The sequence below is a fragment of the Marinococcus salis genome, from assembly GCF_054971365.1.
The window spans coordinates 24,030-43,354 of the sequence record NZ_JBQOJB010000004.1; the positions used below are offsets into that span (position 1 = coordinate 24,030).

Genomic DNA, 19,325 nt, shown 5'->3' on the forward strand with positions numbered 1-19,325 from the left:
TTCCACTTCTTTATTGTATCTTTACCGTAAGACGCTGTCAAGAAAGCTCAATGGCAGGAATCCCTGTTTTTATAGGGATTGACACCGCTTTCCTCCATCTCCCGCCCTCCGTTTGCTCCGTGCTGGCGGCACAAAGGCCGCAGATTTTTAACTCCCCGGCCGCTTTTTCCACACAAAAAGGCGCCGGAATCCCGGCGCCCTGGCAGTGCTTTAACGGTTCGTATCTGCTGTTTCTTCTTCTTCGGCAAGCAGGCTGGATTCATGCGGAGCTTCTGGTTCTTCCTCCGCCTCGTCCGGTTCGGCCTGAATGTCATCAAGCTTGTAGTGGTCGCGGATTTTCCGTTCAATCGCTGCGGCCGTGGCTTCATTTTCTTTCAGGAACTGCTTCGAGTTCTCCCGCCCCTGACCAAGGCGTTCGCCTTCATAGGAGTACCAGGCACCGCTCTTGAGCACAATATCGAGCTCGGCGCCGATATCAAGGATCGAGCCTTCCCGCGAGATGCCTTCGCCGTACATGATATCTACTTCTGCCTGGCGGAATGGCGGTGCTACTTTGTTTTTCACCACTTTGATTCTCGTTTTGTTACCGACCATTTCGTTGCCCTGCTTGAGGGTTTCCGCCCGGCGCACTTCAAGCCGCACCGAGGAGTAGAATTTCAGCGCACGGCCGCCGGGAGTCGTTTCCGGGCTGCCGAACATGACGCCGACTTTCTCACGGATCTGGTTGATAAACATCGCGATCGCGTTCGATTTACTGATCGCCCCGGAAAGCTTACGCAGTGCCTGGGACATTAAACGCGCCTGGAGGCCGACGTGGCTGTCGCCCATTTCGCCTTCAATTTCCGCTTTAGGTACGAGTGCTGCGACGGAATCAATAACGAGAATGTCAATGGCACCGCTTCGTACGAGGGCTTCAGCAATTTCAAGCGCCTGCTCGCCGGTGTCGGGCTGGGAAAGGATCAGTTCATCGATGTTGACGCCAAGCGCCCGCGCATAGCTCGGGTCGAGGGCGTGCTCCGCGTCGATAAATGCCGCCGTGCCGCCGTCGCGCTGGGCAGCGGCGATCGAATGCAGGGCAACTGTCGTTTTACCGGAGGATTCCGGCCCGTAAATTTCCACGACACGTCCGCGCGGATAACCGCCGACCCCGAGGGCAATATCTACGGCGAGGGCGCCGGAGGAAATGGTGGAAATGCGGCGGTCGGTCTGGTCTCCAAGTTTCATGATCGACCCTTTGCCAAACTGTTTTTCGATGCGGCTCAGTGCTTGATCCAATGCGGCTTTTCTTTCGCTCATCTTATCTCTCCTTCAAGGATATATACTATTAAACGGACACCCTCTTCCCCACGAAGAGCATATCCATACATGCCTGCTGTTATTCAGGAAGCGTCCCCGCTGTTTTCCTGCTTTCTATATTATATCTTTTTTTGTTCGATTTGCCAACAGATATGCGAACATTTATTCGTGTTTTATTTCCCGATTTCTCCATCAAAGGCACGAGGTTAAAAAAGCTCTTCAACGGCGGCTGCCGCTGAAGAGCGAACGGATTACTGGGACTGGCGCTGCGTGTTCCGGCTCGGACGGGCCGGGCGCGGCTTCGCCGGCTCGAGGTTCACGCGCGTGCCGTTGATGCGAGCGTGCCGAAGGGCTTCGTACACAAACGGAGCGCTGTCCTGAGGTACTTCCACAAAAGTAAACTTGTCAAAAATATCAATTTTGCCGATCGATTTGCCGGGAATGCCGACAGCGTTCGAAATTTCTTCGATTAATATTTTCGGCGTCATGTTCACATTGCGGCCGACATTGATAAAGAATCTTGTCATGCCGCGGGCGCCGCCGGTTTCACCAAAGCTGTAGCTTTCATCGGATTCGCCGACGGTGGAGGCGAAGTTCAGCTTCATTAATGCCCGGACGACGTCCTTCGGATCGTACTCGGTAAGCAGTTCCTCAGTGATGTCATTGAACAGACCAAGCTCCGACTCCTCTTCCATTTGGGAGGCAATCTGACGCTTCCATGCTTCCTGCTGCTTCTCCACCACTTCTTCGATGGTCGGCACCCGGTGCGACGGGATATACATCTTGATTTCCGACTCGATCGAACGCAGATGCTTCATTTCGCGCGGCGTTACAAGCGTCAGCGCTTCGCCTTTGCGTCCGGCTCTGCCTGTACGGCCGATGCGGTGCACGTAGCTTTCCGGGTCCTGCGGAATGTCGTAGTTGATCACGTGGGTGACGTTCTGTACGTCAATGCCGCGCGCCGCGACGTCTGTCGCCACCAGGAATTCAATCGACGCGTCGCGGAATTTCTTCATAACCGCATCGCGGTGCTGCTGGGTGAGGTCGCCGTGCAGGCCGTCTGCGAGGTAGCCTCTTGCCTGCAGAATTTCCGTCAGGTCGGCTACGCCCTTTTTCGTCCGGCAGAAAATAATGCCGAGGTCCGGGTCGCGTGCGTCAAGAATCCGGCAGAGAGAGTCCTGCTTGTTGCGCTCGAGCACTTTAAAGTACGACTGCTCGATGTTTGGTGCCGTCACTTCGCTTTTGTTGATGGAGACCGTGACCGGGTCCACCATATATTTTTTCGACAGCTTGCGGATTGCCGGCGGCATCGTCGCTGAAAACAGCAGCGTCTGCCGGTCGACGTTCACCTGTTTCAGGATCGCCTCAATGTCCTCCACAAAGCCCATGTCGAGCATTTCGTCCGCTTCGTCGAGCACGACGGTATTTACTTTGTCGAGGTGCAGCGTTTTGCGGCGCAGATGATCCTGCACCCGCCCCGGCGTACCAATCACAATCTGCACGCCCTGCTTGAGCGCTTTAATCTGGTGCCCGATCGACTGGCCCCCGTAAATCGGCAGCGAACGGACATTTAAATGCTTGGAGAGCTTCTGGATTTCCGAGGAAACCTGAATGGCAAGCTCGCGGGTCGGAGTAATGATAATCGACTGCACGTGCGGCTCTTCGGTTACCTTATTTAAAATCGGTATGCCAAACGCTGCTGTTTTACCGGTACCGGTTTGTGCCTGTCCGATCAAATCCTTCTGTTCAAGAGCATCGGGAATTGCTTTTTCCTGTACCGGGGACGGCTCTTCAAAGCCCATTTCCCGTACAGCCTGTTTAATTTCGTCTTTCATTTGAAAATCATTGAATGTTGTCATTTTCTACCACCTTTTCTTTCCATAACAATCGGCACCCTTCATATAAAGCCATAAAGCGGACACGATCCCTGGTGCCGGCGATGTGAATTTGCTTTGAGATCGTTCCGTGCGGACCGGACACCCCGATCCAGACAAGCCCGGGCTCTTTACCTTCATCGCAGTCCGGCCCGGCGACACCGGTAAATGAAATACCAATGTCGGTATTGAATTTTTCTTTCACCTTTTCGGCCATCGCTTCTGCACAGGCGGCACTCACGGCGCCATCTTGTTCGAGAAGCGGCCGGTCAATGCCAAGAATGTGCTGCTTGGCCGCTTTGGAATACGTCGTGACGGACCCCTGAAATACGCTTGACGCCCCCGGCACGTCCACGATGGATTTTGCAAACCAGCCGCCGGTCAGGCTTTCCGCTGAAGCGATCGTCTGGGAGCGCTCTTTCAGCACATTCACCGTATGGTTAAAGACCGAATCGTCATCGTAGCCGTAAAAATGCTCCCCGACGCGCCTTTGCACCTGTTCTTCCACGCCTGCGATCATCTGCAGCGCTTCATCTGCAGTCGCAGCCGCCGCCGTCAGCCGGAGCGTGACTTCCCCGTCCCCGGCCAGCGGAGCAATCGTCGGGTTCGTCTGGGCTTCAATCAAATCCTGCAGCTCCTCTTCAAGCGAGGATTCCCCGATGCCGTAAAAACGGAGCACCCGGGACGACACAAGCCTGCCGCTTCCGGCAAGTGCTGCCACGTAAGGCTCGACGTCATACTTGTACATGGACTTCATTTCCCGGGGAGGCCCCGGTATTAAAATGTAATGCGTGCCGCCTTCTTCAACCGCCATGCCGCACGCCATGCCGTTCTGGTTAAAAAATACCGTGCTGTTTTCAGCGTAGTGTGCCTGGCGCATATTGGACGCCGGCATCGCCCGGCCCGTCCGGTTGTAGTAATCTTTGATTTTTTGCGCTGACGCTTCGTGCACGAGCAGCTTCCGGCCGGTAAAGTCTGCTATCACGTCTTTGGTAATATCGTCCTGCGTCGGCCCCAGGCCGCCGGTCAGTATGACGATATCCGCCCGTTCGGAGGCTTCTCCGACGGCTTCTTGCATCCGGGCTTCGTTATCCCCCACCACGGTGTGGCGGTACACATTCACCCCGAGAGAAGCTAGTTCCTTTGATAAATACTGGCCGTTTGTGTTGGCAATCTGGCCCAGCAAGAGCTCTGTCCCTACTGCGATAATTTCAGCATTCATTACACGTTCCTCCGATACACCTTACATCGTCTTCATAATCACAGCGCGGTTTTTCCAGAAATAATCGACGCCGGATATGATGGTTAAAATAACAGCGATCCACATAAGCACGTCGCCTGCCGGAATGCCGGCATAGGAAAATGGAAAGTGGTGAAGCAAGAGCACCACAATAGCAACCATTTGGAATGTGGTTTTCCATTTCCCAAGTCCGCTTGCCGCAATGACGTTCCCTTCTCCCGCAGCCACCAGCCGGATGCCGGTGACCGCAAATTCGCGGCTCAAAATAATGATCGCCATCCAGGACGCCAGCATAGAAATGTCAATCAGCACAAGCAGGGCGGCCGTGACAAGCAGCTTGTCCGCAAGCGGGTCCAAAAACTTGCCAAACGAAGTCACCAGCTTGTACTTTCTTGCAATATAACCGTCGAGCCAGTCGGAAACGGCTGCGATCGCAAAGATGACCGCTCCGATGAAATGATGCACCGGCAGCCCGGCGTTTCCTATCGACCATGTGCCAAACGGAAAAGGCACCAGGACAGCGATAACGAATAGCGGAATCATCAGCACCCGGGCGATCGTAATTTTATTAGGTAAGTTCATAGCGTCCTCCTACTTGCAAATCGTGCTGTTCCGTCCACATTCCAGTCTTTCATATTGTATCACATATCTTTTTTTCTCATGGAACAAAACGCACAATTTGTTTATGGCAAAGCAAAGCCTTCGTTCTGAAACGCTCAGAAGCGAAGGCCGGATTTATTCTTCTGGCACTGCCGTAAATGTAATTCTCTGGTGGGTGCCGTCCGAAGGGTAGGAAAATTCCCGGCCGTTAACGGCCAGCTCCATATTGTTTGTGTTGCCGACGTTGACGGTAATCTCTTCTTCTTCATACGTTTCCTCAAGTTCATCACCGGCTGACTGGCTAGAGAACATGTCGAGCATGTCGCCTTCTGCATTCGTCACATCCACGTAGGAGTCTCCACTGAAATTCATCGTCAGCTCGAACGTTTCCGCCCCGATCACATCATACGAGGCGTTGTCTCCTTCAGCGGACGTTTCTTCCAGCTGCACATCGGCACCGCCGTTCTCTTCTTCGTCAGTGTTTTCGTTTTCTTCCCCGCCCGCTTCTTCGTTTTCCTCCGGGGCGTTTTCTGCACTGCCTGCGTTCTCTTCTGCGCTGCCTTCATCGTCGCTGCCTGCGCCCGACTCAAATTGCACACCGGTGCCCTCATCGCTCTGCTGCTGTTGAGTCTGCGTATCGCTGTTCACATTTTGAAATAACAGCCAGATGCCTGCCCCGATAATTAAAAGAAAAATAAGCGCAAACACAAAGGGCAGGAAGGATGTTTTTTTCTGTTTCTGCTGCTGGCGCGGCTGCTGATTTCTGCTGCGCGTCTGCTTCCGTGACGTCCGCGACGGCATCGCGGCCGGCTGCTGTTTCGGTGCCGGCAGTTCACCGCCGTACTGCCGGAAAATGTCCTCGGCATTCAGGCCGAGCGCTTCGGCGTAGCTGCGGATGAACGCCCGGGTATAAAATGCTCCCGGCAGCGCTCCGTAATCGCCTTTTTCAATTGCCTGTAAATACCTTCGTTGAATTTTCGTGCGCTGCTGCATCAGCTCGAGGCTTGCCCCCTGGCGCTCGCGTTCCCCGCGAAGGTATGGTCCTAATTCTGCCATAACGGCTCACCTGCCCCTTTAACTAATATCAAAGGATGAAAACCCCGAGTCCACCGTATCGTAAGAAATCACCTGGCTTTCATCGTTTCTCAGCTCAATCATGCAGTCAAAATCATCCGCCGTATACGACGTTTCCCGGATAAAAATATCCGGATGCTCGACGACCTTGACCGCAGGCAGGCGCATGATCTCTTCCACGAGGTCGCGGTGCTTCCGGGCCGCGCGCATGGTAGTGACAATTCCGTCGATAATAAACACGTGGCTGTTTGTTCGTTCGTCCTCCCCAAGCTGGGTGCGCATCGTCTGGCGCAGAAGCGTTGACGACACAAATGTCCAGCGCTTGTTGGCACATACGCTTGCAGCCACAAGGGATTCGGTTTTCCCGACCCGGGGCATGCCGCGGATACCGACAAGGTAGTGGCGGTCCTTTTTGAACAGTTCGGCCATAAAATCGACCAGCAGCCCAAGGTCCGGGCGCACGAAGCGGAACGTTTTCCGGTCATCGGCATCGCGTTCAATATAGCGGCCGTGGCGGACAGCGAGCCTTTCCCGCAGGCCCGGCTGCTTGACCTTGCGAACGGAAATGATCTGAATCGTATCCAGAATGGCGCGCAGCCGCTGAATCCGGTCATAGCTGTCACAACGGAGAAGCAGCCCCCGGCGGTTGCCCTCCACGCCGTTGATCGTCACGATATTGATCGCAAGCATGCCGAGCAGCGAAGAAATATCCCCGAGCAGGCCGGGGCGGTTTTGATGAATTTCATATTCCACGTACCATTCGTTGCCAGCCATCAGGCGTTCCCCCTCTTATCTCTACTGCTTTTATTGTACGTCATTTTTTCCCATTTGAACAGAACATGCGGGGGCTTCAGGACGGAAATAAACCGTCGACGCGGAGCACTTCCCCGTGGACATAAGCGGCATCCGGCGAGCATAAAAACGCCACGGTTCCAGCCACCTCCCCCGGTGTGCCAATCCGTCCGAGCGACACGCGCCCGGCGACGTCCTCCCGTTCTTCCTCCGACAGATGCCCGAGCATCGGGGAGGCGACCGCTCCCGGCGCCACCGCGTTTACCCTGACGCCGGACGGTCCGGTTTCTTTGGCAAGCGACCGGGTGAACGCTTCAATCATTCCTTTGGCCGCCGCATAGGTGGATTCCATTGCTGCTCCTTCCCGGGCCCATACGGAGCTCACAAAAACAATCGTTCCTTGGCGGGCACGGATCATTTCCGGGAGGAGTGCCCGGCTGACCGCAAGCGCGCTCATCGCATTTGTCTGAATAATCGAATTTCGGTGGGCGTACGTGGTTTCCTGAAACAGTATGTATTCCTCCATGCCTGCAGCATGAATAAACGTATCAATATTTTGGGGCAGCCGTTCCGTAAACGCCTTTTGGCCTGCTTCCGTGCCAAGATCCCCGTAGATTGTTTCTGCCCGCTGTCCGTTTTGGCGGCAGCGCATAGCTGTCTGTTCTGCGCTTTCTTTTCCTTGATAATAATGAAGCAGAAGCGGGCGGCCGGAGGCAGCAAGCCGTTCAGCTGCTGCGCTTCCAATCGCCCCGCTCGCTCCAGTCACCAGCGTCCAGTCAGGCATCGGTTTCGCCCTTCTGGTCGACGATGGAGGTTGTTCGGTTGTCGATGCGGAATTCATTTTGCAACAATCCGGAAATGTCGTCGAACGTCACCTGCTGCATAATGTCCACTGCATCCATGACCGATGCGCCGTGAAACGCGTAGCGCGTGCCCTCGGTAGCGAGAAATTCAGTGGAATTCAGCTGTTTGACGAGCTGGCCTAGCAGCTTTTTGCGCATCCGTTCAAAGCGCCGTTCGTCCATGCCTTCAGTCTGGGCGTGTGCGATAATGTCAAGCAGCCGTGCCTCCGTTTCTTCCGGCTTCGGCGTATTGCCGCCAATGGCCGCGAGCGAAAACGAACGCTCAATCATCGCCTCGCTTGAAAAGCTGTCATCGATCAGCCCTTCGGAGTACAGCGTTTCATACGCCTCCGAGCCTTCTCCGAACAGCGTTTCAAGCAGCAGCTCCAGCCGGGCTTCCTCGTACAGCAGGTTCTCCGTTGCGCTGTGCAGTGACAGCTTGTAGCCAAGAAGCACCTTCGGCAGGCGGATACTCATCTTTTCGACTGCCCTGGAATGAAGCGCCGTTGCCGGCTCGTTCACTTCAACGCGTTCCACGTGGTCCATCGGCGCAAATTCCTTTTCCGCCTGGTTGCTTCGTACGAGCTCGAAAATGTCTTCAGGCTCCACCGCCCCTGCCACATATAAAATCATGTTGGCCGGATGGTAAAACGTATGATAACACGTATACAGATCATCCTTGGTAATCCGGTTAATGGACTCAGCGGTGCCGGCAATATCAATACGGGCCGGATGGCGGTGATACAGATTGCCGAGCAGCTGGAAAAAGAGGCGCCAGTCAGCATCATCATCGTACATGCTGATCTCCTGGCCGATAATGCCCTTTTCCTTTTCCACGCTTTCCTCGGTGAAATACGGGTGCTGCACAAAGTCGAGCAGCGTATGCAGGTTTACTGCGGTGTCGTCAGTGCTTGAAAATAAATACGCCGTGCGGGTAAAGGACGTGAACGCGTTCGCTGAAGCCCCCTGTTTGCCGAACGTATCAAATACGTCCCCCTCTTCATCTTCAAACATTTTGTGCTCCAGAAAATGGGCGATTCCGTCCGGCACCTCCACGCTCTGCTTTTGCCCGATCGGAACGAAGGCGTTGTCAATGGAGCCGTAGTCGGTGGTGAAGGTGGCAAATGTTTTACTGAACCCCTGTTTTGGAAGCACGTACACCCGGAGGCCGTTTGGCATCACTTCGGAGTAGACAGTTTCATGCAGCTGATCATACTGTTGTTTCTGCATCTTTATCCTCCTTTCCGTGTAGGAAAAATACGGTATCAAGCACAATCGAGTTCGCGCATGCAAGCACGTCCTCCGCGCTCACCTGCTCAATTTCTTCAATCCATGTTTCAATCGGGCGGACGCGGCCGGCCATTTTTCCCTGAAAATGCAGAGCTGCCAGTCCGCCCGGGGCGTCGGTCGTCTCCCGGATCTGGTTGATGAGCATTCTTTTCGTCTGGGCCAGCAGTTCCTCGGACACGGCCTCCTGCTGCAGCGCCTGCAGCTGTTCACCGATGACCGTCTTCACCTGCTCGTACTGCTCTTTTTCAATGCCGGTCATCACCATGACCAGCCCCTTCTGGCTTTCATAGCGGGACGCGGCGTAATACGCCAGGCTCCGTTTTTCACGCACTTCCTGAAACAGCTTCGAGTGCGGAAAGCCGCCGAACAGTCCGTTGGTTACCTGCATCGCGGCAAACCGCGGATCGTCCTGCGTAACCGGCGTCCGGTAGCCGAGCTGCAGCTTGCCCTGGTGAATGTCATCGGCCTCCTCCACGTAGCGTACACGCGGCGGGCGCTCCGACCCGTCTTCAACCGGCGGCAGGGGGCTTCGTTCCGGAAACGGGCCTGTTACTGCCTCCACGTCATACGATTCCACGTCGCCGACCACATAGACGTCAATCGCATCTTCAGCCAGAAACTGCTCGTATACGTCGTAGAGCTTCTGCTCATCGAGAGCCTCCATCTGGTGGGCATCGCCAAGCGGATGCACCGAGTATGCTTCGGCGCTGCACATTTCCTGCACAAGGCGCATGTTGGCGTAGCGGTCCTTTTCATCGTAAATCGTATTGATTTTCTGCAGCAGGGTCCGCTTTTCCTCTTCGACGATCTTTGAGTTAAACGCGCGGCTCTCTACAAGCGGTGCGTGCACCATTTCTGCTAAAAAAGCGGTCGCTTCGGCAAACAGATCCTCCTGTGCCGGCAGAAACTGCTCGTTTACAAACTCCATGCGAAAGCTCATCACATGATAGTTGCCGCGTTTGCCGACGTCCACGTTGAACGAGGCACCGTACAGGTCATCGAGCTTTTCTTTTATGTGGGACTGCGACGGGTAGCGCAGGCTCCCTTTTTTCAGCACTCTGGCCAACAGCGCCCGGCCCGCTGCAGTATGTTCGGACAGCGGAGCGCGGCACTGCATAATGACGGCCGTTGTTTTAAACTGCTTCGTTTGAAATAAATGCACCGGAATATTCGTGTTCGTTGTCACTGGCTGCATGAAAATCCTCCTCAACTATGGTGCGTATCTTCCTTTTCTTCCGCGGGTTCGCTGTTTGCTCCCCGGGTGTCCCCAAGCACTTCACGCGGCTTGCTGCCGCCGTAAGGCCCGACGATGCCACGGTCCTCCATTTCATCGATGAGGCGGGCTGCGCGCGTGTAGCCGATGCGGAACCGGCGCTGCAGCATCGATACGGAGGCGCTCTGCATCTGCAGAATCATATCCACCGCTTCGTCAAACAGCTCGTCGCTCGGCCGTTCAGCCTGCGCCGGCTGGTCATCGGGTATCATTTCTTCCTGGTACTTGGCTTTTTGCTGGGCGACGACTGCCTCCACCACCTGTTCCACTTCCTGGTCGGACACAAACGCTCCCTGCACACGGGTGGATTTGTTGGAGCCGATCGGGGAGAACAGCATATCTCCCTTGCCGACCAGCTTTTCCGCTCCGCCGCTGTCAAGAATGGTCCGGGAATCCGTCTGGCTCGATACGCCGAATGCGATCCGCGACGGAATATTGGCTTTGATGACCCCGGTAATGACGTCCACGGACGGGCGCTGGGTCGCGATAATCATATGAATGCCGGCCGCACGGGCCATCTGGGCGAGGCGCGTAATCGCATCCTCCACCTCGCCCGAGGCAACCATCATGAGGTCCGCAAGCTCGTCGACGATAACCACAATGTATGGGAGCTCGGGCTGCTTGGCACCGCCTTTATCGTTCTGCTTCCGGATCCATTCGTTGTAGCCTTCCAGGTTTCTCGTGCCCGTGTGCGAAAACAGATCATAGCGCCGTTCCATTTCAGCCACCACTTTTTTCAGCGCCTGGGCCGCCTTCTTCGGTTCGGTGACCACCGGCGCCATCAGGTGGGGCACGCCGTTATATACGTTCAGCTCTACCATTTTTGGGTCAATCATCAGCAGCTTCACCTCGTGCGGGCGGGCCCGCATCAGAATGCTTGTAATGATGCCGTTAATGCAGACACTTTTTCCGCTTCCTGTCGCCCCGGCGACAAGCAGGTGCGGCATTTTGTGGAGGGAAGCGAGAATCGGTTCGCCGGAAATATCCCGGCCGAGCGCGACATTCAGCACATGTTCGTCTTTTTTATCGAGCGACTCAAGCACTTCCCGAAGCGTCACCATCGCCACTTCCTGGTTCGGCACCTCAATGCCGACGGCGGATTTGCCTGGAATCGGCGCTTCGATCCGTATGTCCCGGGCCGCGAGCGCAAGCGCAATGTCATCGGAAAGGTTGACAATTTTGCTGACCTTCACCCCGACAGCCGGCTGGATCTCGTATTTGGTGACCGCGGGGCCAAGGTGTACTTCCGATACGTTCGCCTTTACCCCGAAGCTCTGCAGCGTTTCTTCGAGCTTTTTCGCATTGGCCGAAATTTGCGAACGCTCCTGCTGCTGATTCTGGTTTTTCGGCGCTGAGAGCATCGTAAGCGCCGGCAGCTGATAGTTCTTGTTCTCGGTTTCCCCCTCGGTCACACTCAGCATATCCGAGCGGTCCACCTCGGGTTCGGACTCTGCAGGCGCCCCCGTTTGCTCCGGCGCAGGCGCTTCTTTTTTGCGCGCAGGCTCCTCCGGCTTCGGTGTCTCTTTAACCGCCGGCGGCTCCTGGTACGCCTGTTCGGTAAAGGAAAAGATTTTCGGCTTTTCTGCGCTTTCTTTCGCTTTTTCCGCAGGTGCTTCAGGCGTTTCTGTCCGCTTCGGCGCAGCCTTCGCAGGCGCTTCTTTTGCCCGCGCCTCCTTTTGCTTTCTTCGTTCCGCCTGGCGCTGTTTCCCTTTTTCGACCGCCCGGGCTGCTCCCTGTTTCGAGGCACGGGCCGCCCATGCCCCGCCTGTCTGCATCGTATGTTGAAAAGACCACTGCATAAGTAAAAATAGTCCCGCAATCACAAGAAGCACAGAAACAATATATGCCCCGGCTGTTCCGATCAGAAAATGAACAGCATCGTAAATAAGAGCGCCGATCGCGCCGCCACCGGTAGAGGCTGCTCCGGATCGGTCGAGCCAGCCGTCACGGCCGAACGTTTCCATAAAAACGGAAATCGCCGGACCGTTGATGCCTGAAGCCCAGCGGACCTCTGTAAAAAGAATCACCCCGAGAAAAAGAAGTGTTCCGCCCGTCCACCGCAACGGATATTTCTTCACTGCGTTCCGGTTAACCATCCATACAGTGGAAAAAGCAAATATAAGCAAGTTCAACACCCACCAGAGGTCCCCGGTGAGCCACTGGGACCCGGAGCGGAGCAGCTGGCCGGCCCATCCCCATCCGCCAAGCGATATGAGGGCAAGCAGCGCAGCTGCAAGCGCCGGCCATGAAAAAGCCGGCTGCCTGTTTCTGTTCGACGAGGTTCGTTTCTTTTTCCGCTTCGCCGTTTTTGCCATGATTTGGCTCCTTTCTCCCCGAAAAAGCTCTGTTCAATAAAACACCCCCTGCCCGCCAAACTGGCTAACGCAGGGGTGTGTCATGGCAAGCTTTTCGCGTGCTTTTAAATTTCCATAATAATCGGCAGAATCATTGGGCGCCGTTTTGTTTTTTCATAAAGAAAACGGCTCATTGAATCCCGAATGCTGCTTTTGAGCGTCGACCATTCGCTCACGTTATCGCTAATTGATTTTTCCAGCGTCTCGGTTACTTTTTTATGCGCTTTTTCCATCAGCTCTTCGGACTCGCGCACGTAGACGAATCCGCGGGAAATAATGTCCGGGCCGCTTGCGATGGTGCCGGTCTTTTTGCTGAGCGTTACGACGACGACAAGGATGCCGTCTTCGGACAGCAGGCGGCGGTCACGCAGAACAATATTGCCCACGTCCCCAATGCCAAGGCCGTCAATTAACACGTTGCCGGCCGGTACTTTGCCGGCTTTTACAGCTTTGCCTTTGCTGAATTCCACAACTTCCCCTTTATCAAGCAGAAAGATGTTATTTGGATCCATGCCGGTTTCTTCCGCAAGCTCCCCGTGCACAAACTGCATCCGGTACTCCCCGTGCACTGGAATAAAGTACTTCGGCTTCACCAGGTTCAGCATCATTTTGAGTTCTTCCTGGCGGGCATGGCCGGAGGAGTGGACGTTTTCGCCCATGACGACCTCGGCTCCGATCTGATAGAGAAAATCGATCGTCTGCGAAACCGTTTTTTCGTTTCCGGCAACCGGGTTGGCAGCAATAATCACCATGTCGCCTTCCTCGATTGTCAAATTGTCGTCTTCGCCTTTTGCCATATTCATGAGGGCGGAGACCGGCTCGCCCTGGCTGCCTGTGCATAAGATAGCTACTTTTCTTGGATCCATATCTTCTACCTGATCGGTCGTAATAAAAATGTCATCCTCGGCCTCCAAATAACCGAGCCGGCGGGAGATTTCAATTGTTTTTTCCATTGCCTGCCCGTTCACAGCAATTTTACGCCCGCTTTCTTCCGCTGCCTGGAGCACCTGCTGGATGCGGTGGATGTTAGTCGCAAAAGTTGTAATTACAATGCGCCCTTCGTTTTCTAAAAAGATATCCATGATGCCGTTACCAGCAATCGCTTCCGACGGACTCACGCCGGGAACTTCGGCGTTAATGCTGTCAGAAAGCAGGCAGAGCACGCCTTTTTTGCCGATTTCAGTCAATTTATCCAGGCTGGTGTACTGCCCGTCCACCGGCGTCTGGTCAAATTTAAAATCACCGGTGTGCACCACGATGCCTTCCGGCGTCTGGACGACCATCCCGACCGAATCGGGAATGCTGTGATTGGTCCGGAAAAAGCTTGTTTTCAGCTGGCCGGTCTGGATGACGCTGTTGTCATGAACCACACGGAAATCCGGTTTCTTGCGGAGTCCTTTTTCTTTTACATACGACTCCACGATGCCAAGCGTCAGCTTGGTGCCATACACTGGCACATGCACCTGGCGGAGAATGTAGGTTAACGCCCCGATATGGTCTTCATGCCCGTGGGTTAAAAAGATCCCGCGGAGTTTTTCTTTGTTCTGGGTTAAGTATGAAATATCCGGAATCACGATATCAATTCCGAGCATGTCATCCTCTGGAAACATTAGTCCTGCGTCTATAACAATCATGTCCTGTTCTGATTCTATAACGTACATATTTTTTCCGATTTCCCCGATACCGCCAAGGGAAAAAACACGAACGTTACCATTCGCTTGTGTGGCCAAAGTATATTTCCTCCTAAATTAAAATGAATTATTGCTGACGTCGATTTACGGCCCCAAAAAGAAACATTTTTCCCTTTGGGTGAATGGTTTCCGCACAAATCACTTGTAATCAGTATAACCCAGGCGGTTTTTGAAATACAAGGGAAACTATTGGGCTCAGGCATTTCTCGCGGCTTTGGGCCAGGGGTTTTCTGGTTCATGCTTGTATTTGTAAAAAAATTGGACACCGGCAGCCGGGCTGTCGGTGTCCTGTTAGAAAATCATTAAGATGCGGCAGTGAACCACTGTTCGAGCTGCCGGATTTCGGCATCCGTCAGCGGCACGAGCGGCAGGCGGGTATAGCGCCCGGTAATGCCCATCTGTTCAAGCATTGCCTTCACCGGAGACGGATTCGGAGCCATAAAACAGGCCCGCATCTTCGGAAGGAGCGTCCGGTGCGCCTCTGCTGCCCGCTGCACGTGTCCGGAAAAGAAATCGGTCATCATCTGCTGCAGATCCTCGCCGGCAATATGGGCTGCCACAGAGACCACGCCGTCACCACCGACCGAAAGCGTCGGGAGCGTGAGCGAGTCATCGCCGCTGAAGAGCTGGAAATCCTTCGGTGCCGAAGAGAGAAAGTGCGAAATCTGATCAAGGTTCCCACACGCTTCCTTCACCGACGTAATGTTGGAAATTTCCGCGAGCCGGAGCAGCGTTTCCGGCAGCAGATTGACGATGCAGCGCCCCGGAATGTTATAAATCATCAGCGGAAGCGTTGTGGCGGCGGCGATCCGCTGAAAATGCTGGTACATGCCTTCCTGATTCGGCTTGTTGTAATAAGGCGTCACCGCCATTAAGCCGTCAAGGCCGACTTTAGTTGCTTCGTTCGCAAGGTCAGCTGAATACGCCGTATTGTTCGTACCGACGCCGCCAATCACATCCAGCCGGCTCCCGGCAATATCTTTCACCCGGCGGAACAGCTGCAGCTTCTCTTCGCTGCTGAGCGTCGGTGATTCTCCGGTCGTGCCGGCCACTACAACGCCGTCGCTTTTTGTGGCTATCAAATGCTCCGTGAGCTGCTCGACTTGGTCCCAGTGAATGTCGCCATTTTCATGAAAAGGTGTAACCATTGCTGTGAGTAACTGTCCAAAAGCCATAAGTCGGCTCCTTTCTCTCATCTGCAGGGAATCGATGCGGCTCGTAATACTTCTCTGCAGCTTACTAGGAAACAGATGGGGGACGTATACCAGCACGTCCGAGCTCAAATACACGGTGCAGGGCAGATACTGCTTTATCCGTATCTTTTTCGCGGACAAGCGCCCAGATGGTCGTATGCGAATCCGCCGACTGTAAAATCGGCACCCCGGCCTCTGAGAGTGCAGTAACAATTTTGGAAGCCACTCCAGGCACGCCGGTCATGCCAGCGCCGACAACACTGACTTTTGCACAGTGAGGCACCGCGGAGATGCTCCAGCCGTCTTCTTCAAGAGCGCTGACCGCAGCTTTCGCATGCGGGTCGGGTACGGTGAATACAGCACTTCCCAGTCCAATGTTAATAAAATCTACGCTCAGGCCAAGGCTTTCCATCCGCTGAAAAACGCGGGCATGCATATCTTCTGACTGCTCCGGGTCCGCCCAAACGCTGATCTGGGTAAGCGACGGGATGTGGGCGATGCCGGTAATCAGGCGTTCAGCCACCTCCCGGCCCGGCGCACCCCCGAGCATGGACGTAATCAGCGTGCCCGGCTCTTTGGTCGACGTCGACCGGATACGGATCGGCACTTTACCCTGCATGGCAATTTCAACCGCACGGGGGTGAATAACTTTAGCCCCCTGGTACGCCATGTTGCAGATTTCCTGATAGGTGACGGTGGAGAGCAGCCTCGCATCTTCCACGACACGTGGGTCCGCCGTCATCATGCCTTCGACATCGGTAAAAATGTCCACCCACTCGGCCTTTAAGGCTGTACCGAGCGCTGTCGCTGACGTATCGCTGCCTCCGCGGCCGAGCGTCGTGACCATTCCATCCTCGCTGACGCCCTGAAAGCCGGTTACGACGACAACATCATGAGTGGTAAGCAGTTCTTCAACTTTTTCTGTGCGCATGTCGATAATTTTGGCATTGCCGTGGTTGCTGTCGGTAATAAACCCGGCCTGGGCCCCATTTAAGGCAGCGGCTGTGAGCTGCTTCGAACGCAGAAGCTCTGTAAATACTACGGCCGAGATGGTTTCACCGCACGACACAAGCAGGTCGCGCTCGGCTCTTCCTTCTCCCGGCGCACTTTCATCGATCAGGCCGAGAAGGGTATCAGTAGCGTAAGGGTCTCCGCTCCGGCCCATGGCAGAAACGACCACCACCACCTTATAGCCTTCACGCACCGCATCTTCAACATGGCCGGCGGCCTGCTCCCGCAGTTCCTTCGTTTTTACAGACGTACCGCCAAATTTCTGAACGATAATATTCATCAGTCCGGCTCCCTCTCAGGTTATTTGATTAAATTAAGGCGGATCAGGCTTTCAGCAATCTGTACCGAGTTATAGGCAGCACCTTTTAAAAGGTTATCCGAAACGACCCAGAAGTGGTAGGCGTTTTCCCGGTCAAGATCACGGCGGATACGGCCGACAAATACATCCGGCAGGCCAACGCTGTTCACAGCCATCGGGTACACCTGGTTGGCCGGATCGTCCTGAAGGGTAATGCCCTCGCCTTCGGAGAGCGTCTGCTGCAGTTCTTTTACATCCGGATTCCCTGTTTCGGTCTCAATATACACCGACTCCGAGTGGCCCGTGGCAACCGGAAGGCGCACACACGTTGCTGCTACCGGGAGCTCGTCCATATGAAGAATTTTTTTCGTTTCATTGATCATTTTCATTTCTTCAAACGTGTAGCCGTTGTCCTGGAATTTGTCGATCTGCGGGATCGCGTTAAAAGCGATCTGGTAGTGCTTTTTATCGCCGCTGACGGGCATAAGGTTTGCTTCTGCCTCCTCGCCGTTCAGTACCGCCGTCGACTGGGTGTTCATTTCATCGACCGCTTCCAGCCCCGCGCCGGATACAGCCTGATACGTGGAAACGACCACTTTTTTCAGGCCGTATTTCTGCCGGATCGGCTCAAGCGCTACGGCCATTTGAATGGTCGAGCAGTTCGGGTTGGCGATAATGCCGTTATGGTTGTGGAGGTCTTCTTCATTCACTTCCGGAACCACAAGCGGGGTGTCCGGATCCATGCGGTACGCGCTCGTGTTATCCACGACAATCGCCCCACGCCTGACCGCTTCGGGAGCCAGTGCTTTCGATACGGAACCGCCGGCGGAGAACAGGGCGATCTGTACACCGTCAAACGATTCAGGGGTTGCTTCTTCAAGCGTGTATTCCTGGCCTTTGAACGTCATTTTTTTCCCGGCGGAGCGGCTTGAAGAAAGCAGCTTCAGCTCTCCAACGGGGAAATTTTTATCTTCTAAAGTTTTCAGCATCTGCTGGCCCACGGCGCCGGTTGCGCCTACGACCGCTACAGTATATGTTTCGTTAGACATGTTCATTCTCCCTTTCTGATTCATCCATTTCACATTTATTAAAACAAACTTTGCTTTATTTTACCACACTTGTCAGTGCTGAAAAGGGCAATTCTGGCTTATTCTCCGCTGCTCACGCTGAAATTAGAGCTGTTTTTCTTTAATAGCCCAGGCAGACGGCCATCCGGCTGGATCAGCGAGGCACTCGGCGGCGTCTGCATCATCGCCCGCCCCCGCTCCTCGACATGTCCGAGCTGTACACTTTCAAGCCTGTCCAGGGTTTCATCAATTCCCGGATGCCGGCCGAACAGCATTTCGTTCCGGGCGTTGCGGGCCATACGGGCTGCCGACGACTCCAGTCCCAGTACAAAAGCGGATTTCAGCTGCGACCGGTGGTTCTCAATCTCCACTTCTTTGATATTTCCAGCGGATAAACGTTCAAACAGCCCATCGATGGTCTCGAGCAGCTCTTCGACACGTCCCGGGGCCGCCGCGCTGTAAATCGTATGAAAGCCGGTATGCTCAAAGGCTTCAAATGAAGAAAAAATAGAATAGGCGAGTCCCCGATCCTCCCGGACTTCCTGAAACAGCCGGCTGCTCATCGAACCGCCGAGCAGGTTATTCCACAGCACTTCCGCAAAATACTGGTCATGAAAACGGGAAACGCCCGGAAATCCCAGACAAAGATGGGCCTGTTCGGTTTCCCTGTTCTTTACTTCTCTTCCCGGGACAAATACAGCGTTTTCCTCCCGGCTTTCCGCCCGGCGCCCGTGCCCCCAGCCGGCAAATAAACGTTCGATGCAGGCAAGAAGCTCTCTGCTCACATTGCCGGCAACCGAAATCACAACTCGTTCGGGCGTATAATGGGTATGGAAAAAATCGAGCAGCCGCTCCCGGGTCACTTCGTTCAGCACGGGCTTCGTTCCGAGAATTGGGCGTGCAAGCGGATGGCTCCCGTAGGAAGCTTTCCACAGCATATCGTGAATAATGTCGTCGGGCGTGTCCTCCACCATGCTGATTTCCTCTAAAATCACGTTCCGCTCCTTCTCTACGTCCTCCGGGTCAAAGCGCGAGTGAAAAAACATATCGGCAAACACCCCGGCGGTCTGCTCCGCATGCTCATCAAGCACGGTCGCCTGCAGGCAGGTGGTATCCTTTGCCGTAAAGGCTTCCATTTCTCCGCCAATCCGGTCAAAATAGCCGGCAATGTCTGCCGCACTCCGTCCGGATGTACCTTTAAACAGCATATGTTCGATAAAGTGTGCCATCCCGTTTTCTTCTTCCCGCTCCTGCCTGGAGCCTGCATCTATCCACAGGCCAATCGACACCGAGCGCACGTGCGGGATCTGTTCCGAAACCAGCCGTGTTCCATTCAGAAAATGTTTTGTTTCCACCATCTGTTGGCCCTCCCTTTTTTTACTCTCTTTATGTTTATAAAAAAAAGGACCTGGAAATCCAAGTCCCTGCTG

General features: G+C 54.6%; 15 protein-coding genes. All 15 read right to left on the reverse strand.

The genetic code is table 11. The features are described from left to right. Nucleotides 1–210 precede the first annotated feature (210 nt). Complete coding sequence (gene recA / locus ACTTK6_RS04990; protein ID WP_079476220.1) at nt 211–1,296, reverse strand: recombinase RecA; 1,086 nt, start codon at nt 1,294–1,296, stop codon at nt 211–213. 251 nt (nt 1,297–1,547) lie between these two features. After that, nucleotides 1,548–3,155 (reverse strand): DEAD/DEAH box helicase, encoded by a 1,608-nt coding sequence (locus ACTTK6_RS04995; RefSeq protein WP_462832855.1) that lies wholly within the window; start codon nt 3,153–3,155, stop codon nt 1,548–1,550. Beyond that, on the reverse strand, nt 3,139–4,392 hold the full coding sequence (locus tag ACTTK6_RS05000) for a competence/damage-inducible protein A (protein ID WP_462832856.1): 1,254 nt from the start codon (nt 4,390–4,392) through the stop codon (nt 3,139–3,141). Before ACTTK6_RS05000 ends, ACTTK6_RS04995 begins: the two co-directional genes overlap by 17 nt. A 21-nt stretch (nt 4,393–4,413) precedes the next feature. Beyond that, nucleotides 4,414–4,992 carry a CDP-diacylglycerol--glycerol-3-phosphate 3-phosphatidyltransferase gene (pgsA, locus tag ACTTK6_RS05005; protein WP_462832857.1) on the reverse strand — a complete coding sequence of 193 codons (579 nt, stop codon included), beginning with the start codon at nt 4,990–4,992 and terminating at the stop codon, nt 4,414–4,416. Between the two features lie 153 nt (nt 4,993–5,145). Continuing rightward, nucleotides 5,146–6,066 carry a helix-turn-helix domain-containing protein gene (locus tag ACTTK6_RS05010; RefSeq protein ID WP_462832858.1) on the reverse strand — a complete coding sequence of 307 codons (921 nt, stop codon included), beginning with the start codon at nt 6,064–6,066 and terminating at the stop codon, nt 5,146–5,148. A gap of 18 nt (nt 6,067–6,084) precedes the next feature. Beyond that, nucleotides 6,085–6,858, reverse strand: a complete 774-nt coding sequence (locus ACTTK6_RS05015; protein WP_079476215.1) for a DUF3388 domain-containing protein — start codon at nt 6,856–6,858, stop codon at nt 6,085–6,087. Nucleotides 6,859–6,934: 76 nt separating this feature from the next. Then, entirely contained in the window at nt 6,935–7,660 is a 726-nt protein-coding gene (gene ymfI, locus ACTTK6_RS05020) for an elongation factor P 5-aminopentanone reductase (RefSeq protein ID WP_462832859.1), read from the reverse strand. Then, entirely contained in the window at nt 7,653–8,948 is a 1,296-nt protein-coding gene (yfmH, locus tag ACTTK6_RS05025; protein ID WP_462832861.1) for an EF-P 5-aminopentanol modification-associated protein YfmH, read from the reverse strand. Before yfmH ends, ymfI begins: the two co-directional genes overlap by 8 nt. Continuing rightward, a complete protein-coding gene (yfmF, locus tag ACTTK6_RS05030) occupies nt 8,929–10,203 on the reverse strand; it encodes an EF-P 5-aminopentanol modification-associated protein YfmF (protein WP_462832862.1) in 1,275 nt (424 codons plus the stop codon). Before yfmF ends, yfmH begins: the two co-directional genes overlap by 20 nt. 11 nt (nt 10,204–10,214) lie before the next feature. Further along, the gene (locus ACTTK6_RS05035; RefSeq protein ID WP_462832863.1) at nt 10,215–12,596 is read right to left on the reverse strand and encodes an FtsK/SpoIIIE family DNA translocase; all 2,382 of its coding nucleotides are present in this window, start codon (nt 12,594–12,596) and stop codon (nt 10,215–10,217) included. Between the two features lie 104 nt (nt 12,597–12,700). Beyond that, nucleotides 12,701–14,365: a ribonuclease J gene (locus ACTTK6_RS05040; protein ID WP_462832864.1), complete on the reverse strand. Its 1,665-nt coding sequence runs from the start codon at nt 14,363–14,365 to the stop codon at nt 12,701–12,703. 263 nt (nt 14,366–14,628) lie between these two features. After that, nucleotides 14,629–15,501: a 4-hydroxy-tetrahydrodipicolinate synthase gene (gene dapA, locus ACTTK6_RS05045; protein WP_079476209.1), complete on the reverse strand. Its 873-nt coding sequence runs from the start codon at nt 15,499–15,501 to the stop codon at nt 14,629–14,631. Nucleotides 15,502–15,565: 64 nt separating this feature from the next. Next, a complete protein-coding gene (dapG, locus tag ACTTK6_RS05050) occupies nt 15,566–16,810 on the reverse strand; it encodes an aspartate kinase (protein WP_462832865.1) in 1,245 nt (414 codons plus the stop codon). 20 nt (nt 16,811–16,830) lie between these two features. Beyond that, complete coding sequence (gene asd, locus ACTTK6_RS05055) at nt 16,831–17,877, reverse strand: aspartate-semialdehyde dehydrogenase (RefSeq protein WP_079476207.1); 1,047 nt, start codon at nt 17,875–17,877, stop codon at nt 16,831–16,833. Between the two features lie 98 nt (nt 17,878–17,975). After that, a complete protein-coding gene (locus tag ACTTK6_RS05060) occupies nt 17,976–19,253 on the reverse strand; it encodes a M16 family metallopeptidase (protein ID WP_462832866.1) in 1,278 nt (425 codons plus the stop codon). Nucleotides 19,254–19,325: the final 72 nt, after the last annotated feature.